Annotated in this window: 18 protein-coding genes; 5 read left to right on the top strand and 13 right to left on the bottom strand. The window is 63.3% G+C overall.

The window, feature by feature from the left end; genetic code table 11:
- Nucleotides 1-12 precede the first annotated feature (12 nt).
- The 11 genes from WD767_01165 to WD767_01115 form a co-directional block, all read right to left on the bottom strand.
- Nucleotides 13-1,848, bottom strand: a complete 1,836-nt coding sequence (locus WD767_01165) for an ABC transporter ATP-binding protein/permease (protein ID MEX2614682.1) — start codon at nucleotides 1,846-1,848, stop codon at nucleotides 13-15.
- Between the two features lie 61 nt (nucleotides 1,849-1,909).
- A complete protein-coding gene (locus WD767_01160) occupies nucleotides 1,910-3,592 on the bottom strand; it encodes a Na(+)/H(+) antiporter subunit D (protein ID MEX2614681.1) in 1,683 nt (560 codons plus the stop codon).
- Between the two features lie 7 nt (nucleotides 3,593-3,599).
- Complete coding sequence (locus WD767_01155) at nucleotides 3,600-3,851, bottom strand: hypothetical protein (protein ID MEX2614680.1); 252 nt, start codon at nucleotides 3,849-3,851, stop codon at nucleotides 3,600-3,602.
- The gene (locus tag WD767_01150; GenBank protein ID MEX2614679.1) at nucleotides 3,848-5,377 is read right to left on the bottom strand and encodes a monovalent cation/H+ antiporter subunit D family protein; all 1,530 of its coding nucleotides are present in this window, start codon (nucleotides 5,375-5,377) and stop codon (nucleotides 3,848-3,850) included. Before WD767_01150 ends, WD767_01155 begins: the two co-directional genes overlap by 4 nt.
- The gene (locus WD767_01145; GenBank protein MEX2614678.1) at nucleotides 5,374-6,849 is read right to left on the bottom strand and encodes a monovalent cation/H+ antiporter subunit D family protein; all 1,476 of its coding nucleotides are present in this window, start codon (nucleotides 6,847-6,849) and stop codon (nucleotides 5,374-5,376) included. Before WD767_01145 ends, WD767_01150 begins: the two co-directional genes overlap by 4 nt.
- On the bottom strand, nucleotides 6,846-7,205 hold the full coding sequence (locus WD767_01140; GenBank protein ID MEX2614677.1) for a cation:proton antiporter subunit C: 360 nt from the start codon (nucleotides 7,203-7,205) through the stop codon (nucleotides 6,846-6,848). The genes WD767_01145 and WD767_01140 overlap by 4 nt, the downstream gene beginning before the upstream one ends.
- Before the next feature lie 6 nt (nucleotides 7,206-7,211).
- Entirely contained in the window at nucleotides 7,212-7,649 is a 438-nt protein-coding gene (locus WD767_01135) for a Na(+)/H(+) antiporter subunit B (GenBank protein ID MEX2614676.1), read from the bottom strand.
- Nucleotides 7,646-8,179, bottom strand: coding sequence for a DUF4040 domain-containing protein (locus WD767_01130; protein ID MEX2614675.1), 534 nt, complete (start codon nucleotides 8,177-8,179; stop codon nucleotides 7,646-7,648). The genes WD767_01135 and WD767_01130 overlap by 4 nt, the downstream gene beginning before the upstream one ends.
- Before the next feature lie 11 nt (nucleotides 8,180-8,190).
- Nucleotides 8,191-8,535 (bottom strand): monovalent cation/H(+) antiporter subunit G, encoded by a 345-nt coding sequence (gene mnhG, locus WD767_01125; protein ID MEX2614674.1) that lies wholly within the window; start codon nucleotides 8,533-8,535, stop codon nucleotides 8,191-8,193.
- On the bottom strand, nucleotides 8,535-8,834 hold the full coding sequence (locus WD767_01120) for an MrpF/PhaF family protein (GenBank protein MEX2614673.1): 300 nt from the start codon (nucleotides 8,832-8,834) through the stop codon (nucleotides 8,535-8,537). The genes mnhG and WD767_01120 overlap by 1 nt, the downstream gene beginning before the upstream one ends.
- The gene (locus tag WD767_01115) at nucleotides 8,834-9,310 is read right to left on the bottom strand and encodes a Na+/H+ antiporter subunit E (protein MEX2614672.1); all 477 of its coding nucleotides are present in this window, start codon (nucleotides 9,308-9,310) and stop codon (nucleotides 8,834-8,836) included. Before WD767_01115 ends, WD767_01120 begins: the two co-directional genes overlap by 1 nt.
- Before the next feature lie 203 nt (nucleotides 9,311-9,513).
- On the opposite strand from WD767_01115, the gene WD767_01110 reads away from it, so the two are divergent.
- On the top strand, nucleotides 9,514-10,530 hold the full coding sequence (locus WD767_01110) for a ChaN family lipoprotein (protein MEX2614671.1): 1,017 nt from the start codon (nucleotides 9,514-9,516) through the stop codon (nucleotides 10,528-10,530).
- Nucleotides 10,531-10,552: 22 nt separating this feature from the next.
- Here WD767_01110 and WD767_01105 read toward each other — a convergent pair whose 3' ends face one another.
- On the bottom strand, nucleotides 10,553-11,059 hold the full coding sequence (locus WD767_01105; protein MEX2614670.1) for a hypothetical protein: 507 nt from the start codon (nucleotides 11,057-11,059) through the stop codon (nucleotides 10,553-10,555).
- A gap of 93 nt (nucleotides 11,060-11,152) precedes the next feature.
- Between WD767_01105 and WD767_01100 the strand changes: the two genes are divergently transcribed.
- The 4 genes from WD767_01100 (at nucleotide 11,153) to WD767_01085 (ending at nucleotide 15,623) form a co-directional block, all read left to right on the top strand.
- Complete coding sequence (locus WD767_01100; protein ID MEX2614669.1) at nucleotides 11,153-11,794, top strand: carbon monoxide dehydrogenase subunit G; 642 nt, start codon at nucleotides 11,153-11,155, stop codon at nucleotides 11,792-11,794.
- Nucleotides 11,795-11,966: 172 nt separating this feature from the next.
- A complete protein-coding gene (locus WD767_01095; GenBank protein MEX2614668.1) occupies nucleotides 11,967-12,437 on the top strand; it encodes a (2Fe-2S)-binding protein in 471 nt (156 codons plus the stop codon).
- 3 nt (nucleotides 12,438-12,440) lie between these two features.
- Nucleotides 12,441-14,810 carry a xanthine dehydrogenase family protein molybdopterin-binding subunit gene (locus tag WD767_01090; GenBank protein ID MEX2614667.1) on the top strand — a complete coding sequence of 790 codons (2,370 nt, stop codon included), beginning with the start codon at nucleotides 12,441-12,443 and terminating at the stop codon, nucleotides 14,808-14,810.
- A 15-nt stretch (nucleotides 14,811-14,825) separates the two neighbouring features.
- On the top strand, nucleotides 14,826-15,623 hold the full coding sequence (locus WD767_01085) for a xanthine dehydrogenase family protein subunit M (protein MEX2614666.1): 798 nt from the start codon (nucleotides 14,826-14,828) through the stop codon (nucleotides 15,621-15,623).
- 23 nt (nucleotides 15,624-15,646) lie between these two features.
- Here WD767_01085 and WD767_01080 read toward each other — a convergent pair whose 3' ends face one another.
- On the bottom strand, nucleotides 15,647-17,668 hold the full coding sequence (locus WD767_01080) for a tetratricopeptide repeat protein (protein ID MEX2614665.1): 2,022 nt from the start codon (nucleotides 17,666-17,668) through the stop codon (nucleotides 15,647-15,649).
- Nucleotides 17,669-17,684: the final 16 nt, after the last annotated feature.

Genomic DNA, 17,684 nt, shown 5'->3' with positions numbered 1-17,684 from the left:
TGAAGGTTCCATTCAAACCTGATGTGCTATAGCGGTATCGCCGCCGGCGGCGGATTCCTGCTGTTTCTTCCACATGGCCGCATAGGCGCCGCCCTTTTTCAGCAGCGCGTCATGACGGCCGCGCTCCACGATCCGGCCGGCTTCGAGCACGAGGATTTCATCCGCGTCGATGACGGTGGACAGGCGGTGCGCGATGACCAGCGTGGTGCGGTTGCTGGACACCTCGCGCAGGCTTTCCTGGATTTCCTTTTCGGTATGGGTGTCCAGCGCCGAGGTCGCCTCGTCGAACAGCAGCACCGCCGGGCTTTTCAGGATTGTGCGCGCGATGGCGACCCGCTGTTTCTCGCCCCCGGACAGTTTCAGTCCGCGCTCGCCGACGCCGGTCCTGTAGCCGTCCGGCAGCCCCTCGACGAAATCATGGATGCGCGCCAGCTTCGCCGCCGCCTCGACCTCTTCCCTGCTGGCGTCGGTGCGGCCATACAGGACGTTGTAATAGATCGAGTCGTTGAACAGCACCGTATCCTGGGGAACGATGCCGATGGCGGCGCGCAGACTGTCCTGCGTCACATCGCGGATATCCTGTCCGTCGATCTTCACGGACCCGCCGGCGACATCGTAGAAGCGGAACAGGATACGGCTGATCGTCGACTTCCCTGCCCCGCTTGGGCCGACGATAGCGACCGTCTTGCCCGGCGGCACGGTGAAGGACACGTCGCGCAGGATCGGCCGGCGTTCGTCGTAACGGAAATCCACATGGTCGAAGGTGACCTCGCCGCCGCTTACCTGCAGCGCAACCGCGCCAGGCTTGTCGGTGATTTCCGCCTCGATATCCAATACGCCAAACATGACTTCCATATCGGTCAGCGACTGGCGGATCTGCCGATAGACAAAGCCGAGGAAATTAAGAGGCTGATACAACTGGATCAGATAGGTGTTCACCAGCACGAAATCGCCCAGGGTCATGGTCCCGTCCACCACCCCCCGCCCGGCCATGAGCATCAGCAGCACAAGGCCGACAGCGATGAGCCCGCCCTGCCCCACATTCAGCGCCGACAGGCTGACCGTGCTGCGTACAGAGGCGTTTTCATAGCCCTGCATCGCCTTGTCGAAGCGGTTGGCCTCATGGGTCTCGTTGCCGAAATACTTCACCGTTTCGTAGTTCAGCAGGCTGTCGATCGCCTTGGTATTGGCTTCGGTGTCGCGATCGTTCATTTCCCGGCGGTACTTGATCCGCCATTCGGTGACGACAAGCGTGAAGACGATATAGGACACGATGGTCACGAAGGTGACCACCGCGAACCATATATCGAACATCTTCCACAGGATGCCGCAGACGATCAGGATTTCGAACAGGGTCGGCAGGATGTTGAACATCATGAAGGACAGCAGGAATTCGATGCCCTTCACGCCGCGTTCGATCACCCGGGACAGCCCGCCGGTCTGGCGTTCCAGATGGAAGCGCAGGCTGAGCGCGTGGAGATGTTCGAAGGTGCGCAGCGCCGCCCGGCGCACCGCCCGCTGGGCCACGCGGGCGAAGACCGCCTCGCGCAGTTCGGCGAAGGCGACGGAACCCAGCCGCGCCAGCCCGTAGGCCAGCAACAGGGCGACCGGGAGGACGATGACCGGGCTGGCGTCGCCGCTGAGGACGTCGACCGCGTCCTTGTAAAGGAGCGGCACATAGACATTGACGACCTTCGACAAAACCATGAAAACCAGCGCGACCAGCACCCGGGCGCGCATCGACCATTCGCCGGCTGGCCACAGATAGGGCAGCAGCGTCACCAGCGCCTTGTACTGCTGCCGGCGACCTTGGGTCTTGCTGGAACTGTAAATGCTGGTCTGACTCATGCTGATACGGCATCCGCGAGTCGGCAGGGCCAAGGGACCCCGCTATGCGACCCGCTAACGGTCAGACGTAATAGACCAGCAGATAGCCGCCTAGCAACACCATCACCCAGAGGGCCGAGCCGCTGATAGACCAGTTGCGCGCCATGATACCCCGGGGGCCCAGGTAGCGGAAAATCCGCTCAAGGAAAAACTGCAGCACCGCGTCCCGCCAGCGCGCCAGTTCCCGGCCCGCGTCACGCAGACTGGCCATGAACCGACGGACCAGGACGGGTAGCGCCCAGCGGTACACCCAGTCCGTATCGATGCTGATTTTCGCTTCGCCCCCGACATGTTTCAGCAACACAAAGAAGCCCACGCCGGTAAAGAGGAGGAGTTGCAGTTCCCAGAGAATATGCCCCGCGGTGTAGGCATGGTAATCCACCAGTGTCGGCATCAGGGCGTACAGCCAGTCCGGATAGACGCCGATGAACACGCACAGGAACGCGGCGATGCCCATTGCCACAAGCATGTTGGTCGGCGCTTCTGACGGCCGCAAGCCAGAATCCTTTCCCATGAACGTGAAATAGGGCAGCTTCAGGCCGGTGTGCAGGAACGTGCCCGCGGATGCGAGCGACAGCATCAGCCATATCGCCGCGCGACCGTCCACGGCCGCCGCCTCCACCACCATGGTCTTGCTGACAAAGCCGCTGAACAGCGGGAAGGCCGAAATCGAAAAGGCGCCGACCATGTAGAACAGGAAGGTCAGCGGCATATAGCGGTAGATGCCGCCCAGCTCCGTCAGCTTGCTGCGGCCGGTCATGTGAATGACCGCTCCGGCGCCCATGAACAGCAACCCCTTGTACAGGATATGCGTGAAGGCGTGCGACGCGGACCCGTTGAGGGCAATGGCGGTGCCCATGCCGACCCCGGCCACCATGTAGCCGACCTGACTGATGATATGATAGGCGAGCAGCCGGCGGATATCGTTGGCGAGCACGGCATAGACAACGCCGTAGATCGCCATCACCGCGCCGAACCAGACCAGCATCTCGGTGCCGGGATAGCCGCGGATCAGTGTGTAGACGGCTGTTTTTGTCGTCAGCGCGCTGAGGAAGATAGCGCCGGTGATCGTCGATTCCGGATAGGCATCGGTCAGCCAGGCATGCAGCGGAGGAACGGCCGCGTTGATCATGAACCCGACCAGGATGAGGTAGAAGGCGGGACCGACATTGCGGATCGCATCGAATTCGATTGAGCCGGTCTGGCGGTAGTAAAGTATGATCCCGGCGAGCAGGATCACGCCGCCTGCGGCGTGGACCATGACATATCGCCAGCCGGCGCTCCACGATACCGGGTCGCGGCGGCACCAGATCAGCAGGACCGACGCGAAAGCCATGACTTCCCAGAACACGTAGAGTGTGATCAGGTCGCCGGCAAACACCACGCCCAGCGCGGCGCCGGCATAGACGAACGCCGCGACATGCTGCAGCGCCTCGGTGACATGCAGCGCGTAGATTGCGCCTATCACGAGCATGATGCCAAACACATAGACAAAGACGAGGCTCAGGGAATCGACGCGTCCCATCGTGAGGTCCATGCCGAGGAACTGGAACGTTCCGAAAGCGCCCTTCGAAACCGACGCGATGAGCGCGAGCGTGACCGCGGGCAACAGCAACAGATAGGCCTGCCGCAATCGCCCGGCAAATACCGGGATCAGCAATGCGCCCGCGATCAGCACAAAGGACGGGTGCACCCAGTCGAGCATCGCCACATCAGTCATCGTAAAAATTTTCCCGACGGTAGAGCAGCGCATATCCGAGCGCCTTCGACACGACGATGATCAGGACGCAGGCGCCGAATCCGTAGAGCGCGCCGAAACCGCCGATGCCGTCCCAGGGGAACCGGCCGTAGCCGGTCGGGATCAGCACATCGAGCACGACGAGCAGCGCCAGCACGCCGTACATGACCCGCCGCAGCAGGCGGCTGTTCCGGACCAGTGTTTCGAGAAACCCGCCGATCGTCATCGCGTCCAACCTCCGGCATCGAAAATTCCCTGAAGCAGCCCCATCAGCGGCTCCACATAAAAGAACAGCGCGATGCTGCCAAGCGCGGTCAGGCACAGCGGCACCACGCAGAATAGCGGCGCCTCCTGGATTCCTCCCTTCGCCGCGCCGCCATCGCCGCCGTGCGCGTGGTCATTCCCGTGGTCGTGCGCCTCGTCCTCCGGCTTCGGCGGCAGCAGGAAGGCGCGCACCACCGGCGGAAGCAGATAGGCGACGTTGAGCAGGGTGCTGACCAGGAAGACGGTCACCACCAGCCACATGCCGGCGTCGAAGGCGCCGGAGACGAGGTGCCACTTGCTCCAGAACCCACCAAGCGGCGGCACTCCGATCACGCACAGGGCGCCGATCAGGTAGGCCAGCATCGTGAACGGCATCTTCCGGCCCAGCCCGTCCATCTGGCTCACATTCGTCTTGTGCGTCGCGACCATGATTGCGCCGGCACAGAAGAACAGCGTGATCTTGCCCAGCGCATGCATGGCGATGTGCATGGCCGCGCCCATGATCGCCCAGGGGGTCGCGATGGCGGCGCCCAGAACGATGTAGGAGAGCTGGCTTACTGTCGAATAAGCCAACCGCGCCTTCAGATTGTCCTTGGTCAGCGCCACGCAGGACGCGGCGATGACGGTGAACCCGGCAATATACAAAAGCCATTCGCCCGCCTCGCCCGACGCCAGCGTCGCCGGACCGAAGATATAAATGACCACCTTGAGGACCGTGAACACACCCGCCTTCACGACCGCCACGGCATGCAGCAGGGCGCTGACCGGGGTCGGCGCGACCATGGCCGTCGGCAGCCAGCGATGAAACGGCATCAGCGCCGCCTTGCCGATCCCGTACATGTAAAGCAGAAGAAGCACGCTGACGAGCGCACCCTCCACATGACCCGAGATGATCCCGCCGTCGCGGAAATCCAGCGTGCCGGTCGCGAACCAGGTCCAGACAATGGCGATGAGCTGTAGCCCGATCGACGTTCCCATCAGCAGGCCGAGATAGATCCGCGCGGACTGTTTCGCCTCCTCCGTTTCCGAGTGCGCGACCAGCGGGTAAGTGGAGATCGTCAGGACTTCATAGAAAAAGAACAGGGTCAGCATGTTCCCTGCGGTCGCCACCCCGAAGGCGCCGAAAATCGCCAGGGCAAAACAGGCGTAGAAGCGGGTCTGCTTCCGTTCGTGATGCGCACGCATGTAACCGATGGAATAGAACGAGTTGATGATCCAGAGGCCAGAGGAGACGCAGGCGAACATCATGCCGAGCGGTTCGATCTCAAAGCGGATTTCCAGCCCCGGCAATAACTGGATCAGGGTCACGCCAGGACGGCCGCCGGCGTTAACCTCCGGCACCAGCTGCACGACGACAGCGAACAGCGATACCGCCGTGGCCAACGTGACGAATTCCCGCAGGTTGGGCCAGTTACCCGTAAGCAGGATCAGCACCGACCCGGTCAGCGGAATGGCCAGCCCCAGAAGGATCAGGTATTCGGTACTCACAATCCCCCTCCCAGCAGGAACTCAGCCGCCCTGGTAGCGACGCCCACACTGACGCGCGTATCGATCCCGAAATAGACATTGGCGACGATCAGCATCCAGGTCGGTATCAGCATCGTCAGCGGCGCCTCGCCTTTCGGCGCTCCTTCCGGCGATGGCGAGAAATAGGCAACCTCCACGACGCGCCAGATATAGATGATCGCCAGCAGCGACGAGGCCAGAACAAAAATTACGATCCACCACGAGCCGGAGTCGACGGTCGCCAGCAGCAGATACCATTTGGATACGAAGCCCACGGTCATCGGCACGCCGATCAGGCTCAGCCCGCCGGCCACGAAGGACGCGGTCGTCCAGGGCATCCGGCTGCCGATGCCTGCCATGGCTTCCAGCCGCACCGATCCCATGCGATAGAAAACGCAGCCCAGCGCCATGAACAGGGCTGCCTTCATCAGGGCGTGGTTGAACAGATGCAGCAATCCGCCGGTCAACCCGGTGACCGTAGCGAAGCCGATACCCAGCAAAATATAACCGACCTGCGCGACGCTGGAATAGGCCAGCATGCGCTTGATGTCGTTCTGGAAAATCGCAATCAGCGAAGCCACGATCATCGCTGCGACGGCCAGGATCTGCAGCAGGGCCCCCAGCGACATCACGCCGAACGAGAAATCGGCGCCGAAAACCGTGAAATAAATGCGGATCAGAACATAGATCGCCACCTTGGTTGCCGTGGCGGCCAGAAACGCCGTCGCCACAGATGGCGCATAGGCATAGGCGTTGGGTAACCAGGCGTGCAGCGGAAACAGCGCCGCCTTCAGCGCCAGGCCAATGGCCATGAAGATGAAGCCCGCCTGGACCGTGCGGTTCCCGGTCAGGGGCGGCACCCGCTCCGCCAGGTCGGCAAGGTTGAGCGTACCGGTCATCTGGTACAGCATTCCGACGCCGATCAGAAAGAATGTCGCGCCGATTGTGCCGAAAACAAGGTAGTTGAACGCCGCGACCAGCGCCCGCCGGTTCGAACCCAGGCTGATCAGGATGTAGGAAGCCAGCGAAGAGATTTCGAAGAAGACGAAGATATTGAACGCGTCGCCGGTAATCGTGACGCCCAGCAGCCCCGCCAGGCACAGAAGATGCGCCGTATAATACAGGTATTCCCGCTCCGCCCGGATTTCGCGGTCCACGCTCGGCCTGGCGTAGGTCATGACCATTGCGCCAATCGCGCTGACGATCATCAGGACATAGGCATTGACCGGATCGACCCGGAGTTCGATGCCCCAGGGCGGCGCCCAGCCGCCAAGCTGGTAACTGATCGAACCGCCTTCGAGGACGGAATTCAGCAGCAGCACCGAAATCGCGAACGCGAGCCAGCTGATGACCAGGGTGAATCCATAGGCGAACCGGCCGTGCCCCAACAGGACGCAGACCGGCGCCGCCAGCAGCGGCAGGACAATCTGCAGCGCGGGAAGATGCGGCATCATCGGGCGGACTGTTCCTCTTTTTCGATATCGTCCTCCTCGATCGACCCATACGCTTCGTTGATCCGGACGATCAGCGCGAGGCCGAGCGCCAGCGTGGAGACGCCGACCACGATGGCGGTCAGGATCAGTACATGCGGCAGTGGATTGGCGTAGACGATGTTGTCGCCCGGGATAATGATCGGCGCGGTTCCGCCCGTCACCTTCCCCATGGTGATGTACATGATGAAAACCGACGCCTGGAAAACGGTGAGCCCGACCATCTTCTTGACCAGGTTGCCCTGCGCGATGACGATGTACAGGCCCGCCATCATCAGGAAGACGACGATCCAGTAGTTATAAAGGCCGGGCCATTCCATCGCCGCTCAGCCTTCCAACTCGTCGATCTTGTGGCCGCGTCCGGCGAAGGCGAAGAAGATCGCCACCATCACCGACGCAACCGTCACACCGACGCCCAGCTCCACCGCGAGGATGCCGTAATGCTGGCCATGCGTCGGATCGTGCGCCAGCGGGTCGTAATTCAGGAAATTGTGGCCGAGGAACAGCGATACATAGCCGGTGCCGACAAAGATGATGACTCCCAGCGCGGCCCCCATCCGTACCCAGCGATCCGGCAGGACCCGGCGCGCATTGTTCAGCCCGTAGACCAGCGCATAGAGGATGAAGGCGGCGGCGAAGATGACGCCGGCCTGGAAGCCCCCGCCCGGCCCGAAATCGCCGTGAAACTGGACGTAAAGGCCGAACACCAGGATGAAGGGAATCAACAGCTTGGATACGACACGAACGACGAGATGATGGGTCATGCGCTGTCTCCGGCTTTTTTGCGCCGCTTCGGCCCGACGCCGAACGCCAGCAGCGCCCACACGCCGACTCCCGCCGTGAAGACGACGATCACCTCGCCCATCGTGTCGTAGCCCCGGTAACTGGCGAGCACTACCGTAACGATATTCGGCACGGTGGTTTCCGCCATCCCCTCTTCCAGGTAGAGCGGCGCCACATGCTGATGGATCGGCGCATTCGGGTCGCCATAATGCGGCATATCGAGAGTCGCATAGACCAGTGCCGCGCCGGTCACGAGAACGACCAGCAGCGGAATCCACGGCTTGCGGGCGCCGACCTTTTCATGCTGGGTCGTGAGCGACAGGGCGCCCAGCATCAGCACCGTCGATATGCCCGCCCCGACGGCGGCCTCGGTAAAGGCAACGTCGACCGCATCGAGAACGACGAAAAGCAGCGCCGCCAGAAGGCTGTATATACCGCTCAGCATGACGACCGCGAACAGGTTGTGCAGCCGCACGATGAGAAACACCGTCAGCACCATGAAGGTCAGCACGACGATATCGACTATGGGTTCGATGATTCGCCTCCTTTTTCGGCGGTGGCGTCATCGACGGTCATGGGCTTCACGCCTTGCGACCACGCGGCGTTTGCAAGCGCGTAGGACGCCGTGGGGCCGGCGAAGAACAGGAACACCAGCATCAGCAGCAGCTTGACGGTGACCAGTGTCATGCCGCCCTGGATCATGAGCCCGGCAAGGAACAGCCCGGCGCCCAGCGTATCGACAAGGCTGACGGCATGCATGCGGGTATAGATGTCCGGCATCCGCACCATGCCCAGGGATCCGACCAGGATAAAGAACGAACCCGCGGCAAGCAGGGCGCCGCTCGCGATATCGGCCAGCATTTCCATCAGCCCTTGTCCTCTTCGCCAGGGGAAACGGCGCGGCCGCCCGGGCGCGCCATGTCGCCGTACCGGAAGAACTTCAGCACCGCGATCGTGCCGACGAAATTGATCAGCGCATACAGCAGCGCGATATCCATGAAATCCGGCCGGCCGGAGAGAAAACCCAGAACCGCGATCATCAGCATCGTCTTGGTGCCGAACGCGTTGACCGCCAGCACACGGTCGTAAACCGTAGGTCCCAGTAATGCGCGCAGCAGCGCCAACAGCATGGCGACCACCAGAGCGGCCGTAGCGGCGGCAAACATCATGCGCGTGGCTCCAGCGCGGTCACCCGGCGGTCCATGCCGCCATCCAGAACACCGCCCGCCGAGCCATCGGTCAGGGCATGCACCGTAAATTCATCGCCATCGATATCCATGGTAATGGTGCCGGGCGTCAGCGTGATCGAATTCGCGTAAATGACCTTGCCCAGTTCATTGTGCTGGGTCGCTTTCGCCCGGATGACCTGCGGCTGGATCGGCATCCGAGGCATCAGGATGGCCCTGGTCACATCCACGTTCGCAACGACGATTTCCTTGATCAGCCAGATGAGATAGGTCGGATAGCGATAGGTCAGGTGAATCGGCATCGACTCGTGGTCGACGACATCCATCCGCCGGGCAAGGAAAACGCAGATCACGCAGGAGACTACGCCGAAACCGATGTAAAGCGGCTCATAAACGCCGGACAGCAGCAGCCAAGTCGCAAGCAGCGTCAATCCCAGCGATAGTGCGTGAACCAAGAATTCCTCCCCCAGGGTCCCGTTCCTGCCCATACCGACCCAGTCATAGGAAACCGGCTCTCCCGCCGCAAGATGGCAGATAATTGCCAAATATGACCGAATATTTTTTGCAGTATGACAAAACAGCCAAGGCGGTCAAACCACAATTGGCGTTTTTTTCATGCCGATTTGCAAATAATCCGCGGATGGCCATATCTAGACCCATGTACTCCAGGCCCATGTTCCGCATGTTTCACGTCGCCTGCATCGCCCTCTCGCTGCTGGCGACCGGCAGCGCTGGCGCCGCCGTGCCGCCGGCATGGACGACGACCCTGTCGGCGGACCACCCGCTGGCCGGCCGTCTGTGGTCGCCCGATACGTCGGCATTCGTCCCCGTCGCGACCCTGATCAGGGCCCTGGCGGCGGCCGATCTGATCTTTCTCGGCGAAAAACACGACAATCCCGATCATCATCTGCTGCAGGCCTGGTTGCTGGACCAGTTAGCCGCCGCCGGGAAACGCCCCGGAATTGTCTTTGAAATGATCGACGAGGACCGGCAGGGAATTATTGACACCCATGTCGCCGAACACACGGAAAACGCCGCCGCGCTGGGCACGGCGCTGGAGTGGGGCGAATCCGGCTGGCCCGACTGGCTGGAATACGAGCCGCTCTTCCAGTCCGCCCTGCGCCACCGGCTGCCGGTCGTGGCGGGCAGTTTGCCGCGCGCCGATATCCGCAACGTCGGACGCAAGGGCGTGTCGGCGCTACCGGACGACCGCCGCCGTCGGCTCGGCCTCGACGCGGCCCTCCCGGAAAAAACGCAGGCCGTCCTGCTGGATATCGTCGCCAGGGGCCATTGCGGCCTGATGCCCCGCGAATCGCTGACGCCGATGGTCGCCGTGCAACGGGTCCGGGATGCCGTTCTGGCGGACAACATGATCCGTGCCTTCGAACGGCCGGAAACCGATTCCGCCGTGCTGATCGCCGGCGCCGGCCATGCGCGGCGCGACCTGGCGGCGCCCCGGACGGCCGCTTCGCTCGCCCCGCAAGCCGAAACCGTAACGCTCGCCTTCATCGAGGTGGACGACGCGGTGGACGCCCCCGCACAGTATGCGGAAAATTTCAGCGCCGCGGCGCTGCCCTTCGACTATGTCTGGTTCACGCCACGGGCGAATGACCGGGATTACTGCGCCGAATTGCGCGAACGGTTTTCCGGCCACGGCAAACCGAAACAGCCCTGAGCGTCAGAGAAAAACCTGGGCGTTACTTGACCGCCCGTGGCGACCATTTCTTCCATTCCCGGCCGTCCGGCCCCCGGACCACCGGCTCCGGTTTGGCGTCGCGCCGGGCGGCGAAATACCGGGCGATGCTGGGGAACGGGATTTCCTCTCCCTCGCCCTTCTCCAGGACATCCGTGTAGACCTGATGCGCCCGCACCATCTTGTTCAGGTGTTCCGTCGAATGATGACCGAACCGGCCCCAGAGCCGGTCGAGGAAATCGACGATTTCCGGGGCGGGCTGAATATCCGGCAGTTCCGGCCGCCCCAGTTCATAGGCGCGGAAAATATTCGGTTCCTGCGGCCCGATGGCCATCGCCAGGAAGGTCGCCGGCATCAGCTTGCGCCCGTGATAGGTCGCCGCATAATGGCCCTGGGCAAGCCACAGCATCCGCTGCAGCTTCTGCGCCTGAAGATAGCCGTTTTCGAAGCGCGCGCGTTCCACAAACCATTGCGCGACATCGAAGGTTGAATCGGTTGCGGGTTTCGCCATGGCTCGCTCTTTGTGTTACCGCCAATTGCCTTCAACTTTAATATACCATAGTAACGAAGAGAAATATTCGAAGCCAAACAGGAAGAAAAGCCAATGGAACTGTCAGGCGAGTATCTTATTCCGGCCCCGAAGCAGGCGGTCTGGGATGCATTGAATGATCCCGATGTCCTGAAGCAGTGCATTCCGGGCTGCGATTCGCTGGAGAAAACCTCCGACACCACCTTTGAGGCCGCCGTTACGGCAAAGGTCGGGCCGGTCAAGGCGAAGTTCCAGGGGGCGGTTACGCTCTCCGACATCGATGCGCCGAACGGCTATACGATCTCCGGCGAAGGCAAGGGCGGCGCCGCCGGATTCGCGAAAGGCGGCGCCAGGGTGACGCTGGAGGAAGCCGAGGGCGGAACCCTGCTGAAATACACCGTGGATGCAATGGTCGGCGGCAAGCTGGCGCAGATCGGCGCCCGCCTGATCGAGGCGACCTCGAAGAAGATGTCGGCCGAATTTTTCGGCAGATTCGCGGAAATCGTCGCTGCCGCGGAACCCGAAGCCGCCGCCGAAGCCGCGCCATCTGCCGAACCGCCGGTGGAACCGGCCCAGTCGCAACCTGAACCGAAGCCCGAGAAAGATCTCTATGGCGTCCGCTGGAAAGGGTACAGCCCGACGACCTGGATCAGCGGCATGCTTCTTCTGATCCTGATCCTGCTGGCCATTCACCGCTACGGATTCAGTGGCGGCTGATTCCGGCAACCCGCCCTTAATGCGCGTTATCCGTGCTGTATTTCTTGACCTGACCGGCGCGCGACATCACACTCACCGGGAGGGAGAGTCACGTCGCGGGACCGACGCATTGCGCCTGTCGTGCCTTCGATGACCAATCATTTACCTGGTTTAAAGTCAGGGAGGGAAAATAATGTCCATCTCCGTTTCAATGACGGTGAATGGCAAGCCTGTATCCGGTACCGTTGAAGGCCGGACCTTGCTCGTTCAGTTCATCCGCGAACATCTCGGCCTCACGGGGACGCATGTCGGCTGCGACACCAGCCAGTGCGGCGCCTGCGTCGTGCATGTCAACGGCACGTCGATGAAAAGCTGCACCCTGCTGGCCGTCCAGATGGAGGGCGCCGATGTGAAAACCATCGAGGGGCTGGCCAATGGCGACGAACTGCACCCGATGCAAGCGGCCTTCCGCGAGCATCACGGATTGCAGTGCGGCTTCTGCACGCCGGGCATGGTGATGAGCGCGGTCGACCTGGTGAAGGAAAACCCCGCGCCCACGGATCAGGAAATCCGCGAATGGCTGGAAGGCAATCTCTGCCGCTGCACCGGCTATCACAATATCGTCAAGGCGATCCGCGCCGGCGCGGAAGCGATGAGGGGATGAGCCATGAGCGATCACGGAATCGGCGCCTCGACACGCCGCAAGGAAGATTACCGCTTTCTGACCGGTAACGGCCATTATCTGGATGACATGGCTCTGCCGCGGCAGAGCCACGCCTGCTTCGTCCGCTCGCCCCATGCCCATGCCACCATAAACGGAATCGATATCGCCGCCGCCAGCGCGGCGCCGGGCGTGATCGGCGTTTTCACGGGCAAGGACCTGGAAGCCGACGGCGTGAACCCGCTGATCTGCGGCTGGGGCATTACCGACAAGAACGGCAATCCGCATATGGCCCCGGCGCATCCGGTGCTGGCGACGCAGACCGTGCGCTATGTCGGCGACCAGGTCGCCGTTGTCATCGCCGAGACGCCGGACCAGGCGCGGGACGCGGCGGAACTTGTCGCGGTCGATTATGCGGAACTGCCCGCCGTCGCCGCCCCGAAGGACGCAATGGATCCGGACAGCCCGCTGGTCCATGCGGATGTGCCGAAGAACCTGTGTTACGACTGGGAACTCGGCGACAAGGCGGCGACCGACGCCGCCTTCGGCAAAGCCGCCCATGTCACCAGGATCGACATCGTCAACAACCGGCTGGTGCCGAACGCCATCGAGCCCCGCTCGGCCATCGGCGAATACGACGCCGGGTCGGGAAACCTGACCCTCTATACGACCAGCCAGAACCCCCATGTGGCGCGGCTGGTGCTGTCCGCGTTCAACAATATCGCGCCGGAACACAAGCTGCGCGTGGTCGCGCCCGATGTGGGCGGCGGATTCGGCTCCAAGATCTTCATCTACGCCGAGGAAACCGTCTGCCTGTGGGCCGCGCGCAAGGTGCGCCGCCCGGTCAAATGGACCGCGACGCGGTCCGAGGCCTTCCTGACCGACGCGCATGGCCGCGACCATGTCACCCATGCGGAACTTGCGCTTGATGCCGACGGAAAATTCACTGGTCTGCGGGTCAATACGATCGCCAACATGGGCGCCTATCTGTCCACCTTCGCCACCTGCGTGCCGAGCTATCTCTACGCCACGCTGCTGGCGGGCCAGTACACGACCCCGGCCATCTATTGCGACGTGCAGGCGGTCTTCACCAACACCACGCCGGTCGATGCGCTGCGCGGCGCCGGCCGCCCGGAAGCGACCTTCGTGATCGAACGGCTGGTCGAAACGGCGGCCAAGGAAACCGGCCGGGAGCCCGCCGAACTGCGGCGGCGGAACATGGTGCCCGCCGACGCCTACCCGTATCAGACGCCGGTCATCATGCAGTATGACTGCGGCAATTACGGCGCGTCGCTGGACGAGGCCCTGAAGATTGCCGGACATGCCGATTTCGCTTCCCGCAAGGCGGAGGCGAAATCGCGCGGCAGGCTGCGCGGCATCGGCTTCTCCTCCTATATCGAAGCCTGCGGCATCGCGCCGTCAGCCGCGGTCGGTTCGCTGGGCGCCGGTGTCGGGCTCTGGGAAGCGGGACAAATTCGTTTCAATCCAACGGGTAACGTGACGATCTTCACCGGATCGCACAGCCACGGACAGGGGCATGAAACCACCTTTGCCCAGATCGTCTCCGACCGGCTGGGCGTGCCCTTCGACAATATCGAGGTCGTGCATGGCGACACCGACAAGGTGATGTTCGGCATGGGGACCTATGGCTCCCGGTCGGCGGCTGTCGGCGGTTCGGCGCTGGTCAAGGCGGCGGACAAGATCATAGAGAAAGGCCGCAAGATCGCGGCGCATATCCTCGAGGCCTCCGTCGACGATATCGAATTCGCCGACGGCAATTTCACGGTCGCGGGCACCGACAAGTCGATGGATATCGGCGCCGTCGCCTTCGCCGCCTATGTGCCGCACAACTATCCCGAAGGCTTGGAACCGGGCCTGAACGAAACGGCGGTCTACGATCCGTTGAACTTCTCCTTCCCCGCCGGCACGCATATCTGCGAGGTCGAGATCGATCCGGATACGGGACAGGTCGAGATCGTCAATTACACGGCGGTGGACGATTTCGGCACGGTCATCAATCCGATGATCGTCGCGGGACAGGTCCAGGGCGGCGTGGCGCATGGCGTCGGGCAGGCGCTGCATGAAGGCTGCGCCTATGACGCGAGCGGCCAGCTGATCACCGGGTCCTTCATGGATTACAGCATGCCCCGCGCCGACAACACGCCGTTCGTCGGGCTCGGCTACACCGCAACGCCCTCGCCGCTTAACCCGCTCGGCGTCAAGGGCTGCGGCGAGGCGGGCGCCATCGCGGCGCCGGCGGCAACCATCAATGCGGTTGTCGACGCGCTGTGGGACCTGGGTGTCCGCGACATGGCGATGCCCGCGACGGCATCGAAAATCTGGCAATCGATTCAAGCCGCCAAAGCGGCCGCGTAAGGAAGGAATCCAGCAATGTACGATTTCGAGTACCAGCGCCCGGCCTCGCTAGCCGACGCCGTGAGCGCCCTGAAGGCCGCCGAGGACGGCAAGCTGGTCGCCGGCGGCCATACGCTGATCCCGACCCTCAAACAGCGGCTGGCCAACCCGTCGGCCCTGATCGACCTGTCCGGCATCGGCGAATTGCGCGGCATCCGATCCGAAGGGGACATGATCGTCATCGGCGCGACGACAACCCATGCGGAGGTCATGGCGTCGGACGCGGTCAAGTCGGCCATCCCGGCGCTGGCGGAACTCGCCGGCATGATCGGCGACCCGCAGGTCCGCCATCGCGGCACCATCGCAGGCTCGATTGCCAATAATGACCCCGCCGCCGATTACCCCGGCGCGCTGCTGGGCCTTGGCGCGACAATCGTGACCGACTCCCGCGAGATCGCCGCCGACGATTTCTTTCTGGGCCTGTTCGAAACGGCGCTGGAGGAAACCGAGATCATCACGGCGGTGAAATTCCCGGTGCCGGAAAAGGCGAACTACCAGAAGTTTCCCCAGCCCGCGAGCCGCTTTTCGCTGGTCGGCGCCTTCGTCGCCAAAACGGCGGGCGGCGTGCGCGTCGCGATCACCGGGGCGGGCCAGAATGGCGTATTCCGGGTGACGGAGATGGAATCGGCGCTGGACGGCAATTTTTCGCCGGACGCCATCAAGGGGATCGCCGTTTCGGACGCGGACCTGAACTCGGATATTCACGCCAGCGCCGAATACCGCGCCCACCTGATCGGCGTCATGGCCGGCCGCGCGGTCGCCGCCTGCGGGTAACGCGCCCCCCCAGCGCGGGGCGATCAGCACGCCGGCAGGGTCGCGATGTCGATCCGGCCGGGCGCTTCGCCCGCCCGGTAGCGGCGCCACATTTCCGCGTAGCCGCGCTCCAGGTCGCGAGCAAAGCGGCGCGTATCGAATAGCGGCGCATCCGCTCGTCGCCTTTCCACCTCGCGCCTGAACGCCGCCAGCCGCGCCGGATTGCCCGCCAGGGCGACCCCCCGTGACCGGTAATCCGCCAGCGTATCGACGATCAGTTCCGGCATGCCGCATGCGGACAGGATGCTGGCGGAGACCCGCGAGGCGAAATGCGTTCCCCGCAATGTCAGCACCGGCACCCCGGCCCAGAGCGCGTCGCTGGTCGTCGTGTGGCCGTTATAGATCCGTGTATCCAGCACCAGGTCGGCCAGCCCCATCCGTTTCAGGTGCATCGGCTTTGCCATCATGTCGGCAAAGACCAGCCGGGCCGGGTCGATTCCGGCCGCCGACGCCGTACGCCGCAGGTTTTCCGCCGCGCGCGGGTTGTTGACCAGCAGCCACAGCACCGCATCCGGCACCGCCCGCAGGATTTCCATCCAGACCGCGAACATCACCGGTTCCAGCTTATAGGTATTGTTAAAGGACGCCAGAACGACCGCCCCGTCCGGCAGGCCCGCCTCGGCGCGCGATATCGGGCTGGCGGCGATATCCTGCCCGTCGTTGTTGACCTGGTAACAATGCGGCATCGCCGCGAAGGCTTCGCTGTAGAATGCGGCATCGCCGGGCGGCGTGACGATATCATCCGTCACGATATAGTCGAAAAAACCGGCGCCGCTGGTGCCAGGGAAGCCTAGCCACGTCGCCTGCACCGGGCTGGGCCGCAAGGCGCAGATATCGAGCCGGTTATGGCGCGTATAGCCTTTCAGGTCGATCAGGATATCGATGCCGTCCCCGTAAATCCGCCGCGCCGCGTCGCGCGCATCCACGCCGGCCAGATCGGTAAAGGTATCGCAGTCACCGGCAATGCGGCGGCCATAAGCCCCGCCATCGCCCCCGCCGCAGGAATAGGCATGGATCGAAAACCGGGCGCGGTCATGCGCGGCAAACAGGCCGAGCATCAGATGCGCCGTGGCGTGATCATGGAAATCGCTGGACAGGTAGCCGATCCGCGGCGGCAAACGGTCATGCGGCGCATGCGCGAAGGCCATCCCCGTTCTGGCGGCGGCAGTTTCGACACCGGCGCTCCATGCTTTGGCGACGGCGAGGTTCCGCGCGGGGTCGGCGCGGCGGGTCACATGCATGAACGGGTCCTCGACACTGGACCTGCCTGCGGCAATTGCCGCTTCGGTAAACGCATCCACCTGTTTCTCCAGGGAACTGAAGCCGTCCCAGTCACAGGTCATTTGTTTTGCCGCAAACAGCCCGACCGATGCGGGATTATCGTTCGGCTGCAATGCCAGCGACGCCTCGAAGGACGCGATACTGTCGCCCAGCAGCCCCTGTTTCAACTGGCAGGCACCGAGCCGATTGCGGGCGGCGACGCTGTCCGGGGCGCGCGCCACCGCATGGCTGTAGGCGTCGAGCGCCCCCGACAAGTCAAGCAGCGCTTCCAGCGCCTGCCCGAGCGCCTGCCAGTCGGCGCCCCGCGCGGCATCGTCGGCAAGGACGCGCCGGCATGCGGCGGCGGCATCCGACATCCGGCCGGATGCGGCGTATTGCCGGCCGAGCTGGCGCAGCGAGTCGCGATCCGCCGGGTTGAGGTCAATTGCCCGCTCCAGCGCGGCAATTGCCTTCGCATTGTCGCCAGATTCCGCCAGAAACGCCCCCAGCGTTGCCTGAAAGGAGGCGTTTTCCGGCGCCAGCGCCACAGCCTCCGTCACCAGCGAAATGGCGCGGGGAGCGTTCCCCTGCCGCGCGGCGATCAATCCGCGCAGGAACAGCACCGCCGGCGCTTCCGGCAGTGTCGCCAGCAATTCCCGGCAGATCGCGTCGGCCTCGCCCAGCCGGCCGACATCGACCATATCCACCGCCTGCTGAAATCGCGCATCCGCATCCGCGGCCGCCATGCCGTCACCCGTCACC

It is taken from the genome of Alphaproteobacteria bacterium, from assembly GCA_040905865.1.
Taxonomy (GTDB): Bacteria; Pseudomonadota; Alphaproteobacteria; order UBA8366.
This window is presented reverse-complemented; position numbering and strand designations above follow the sequence as displayed.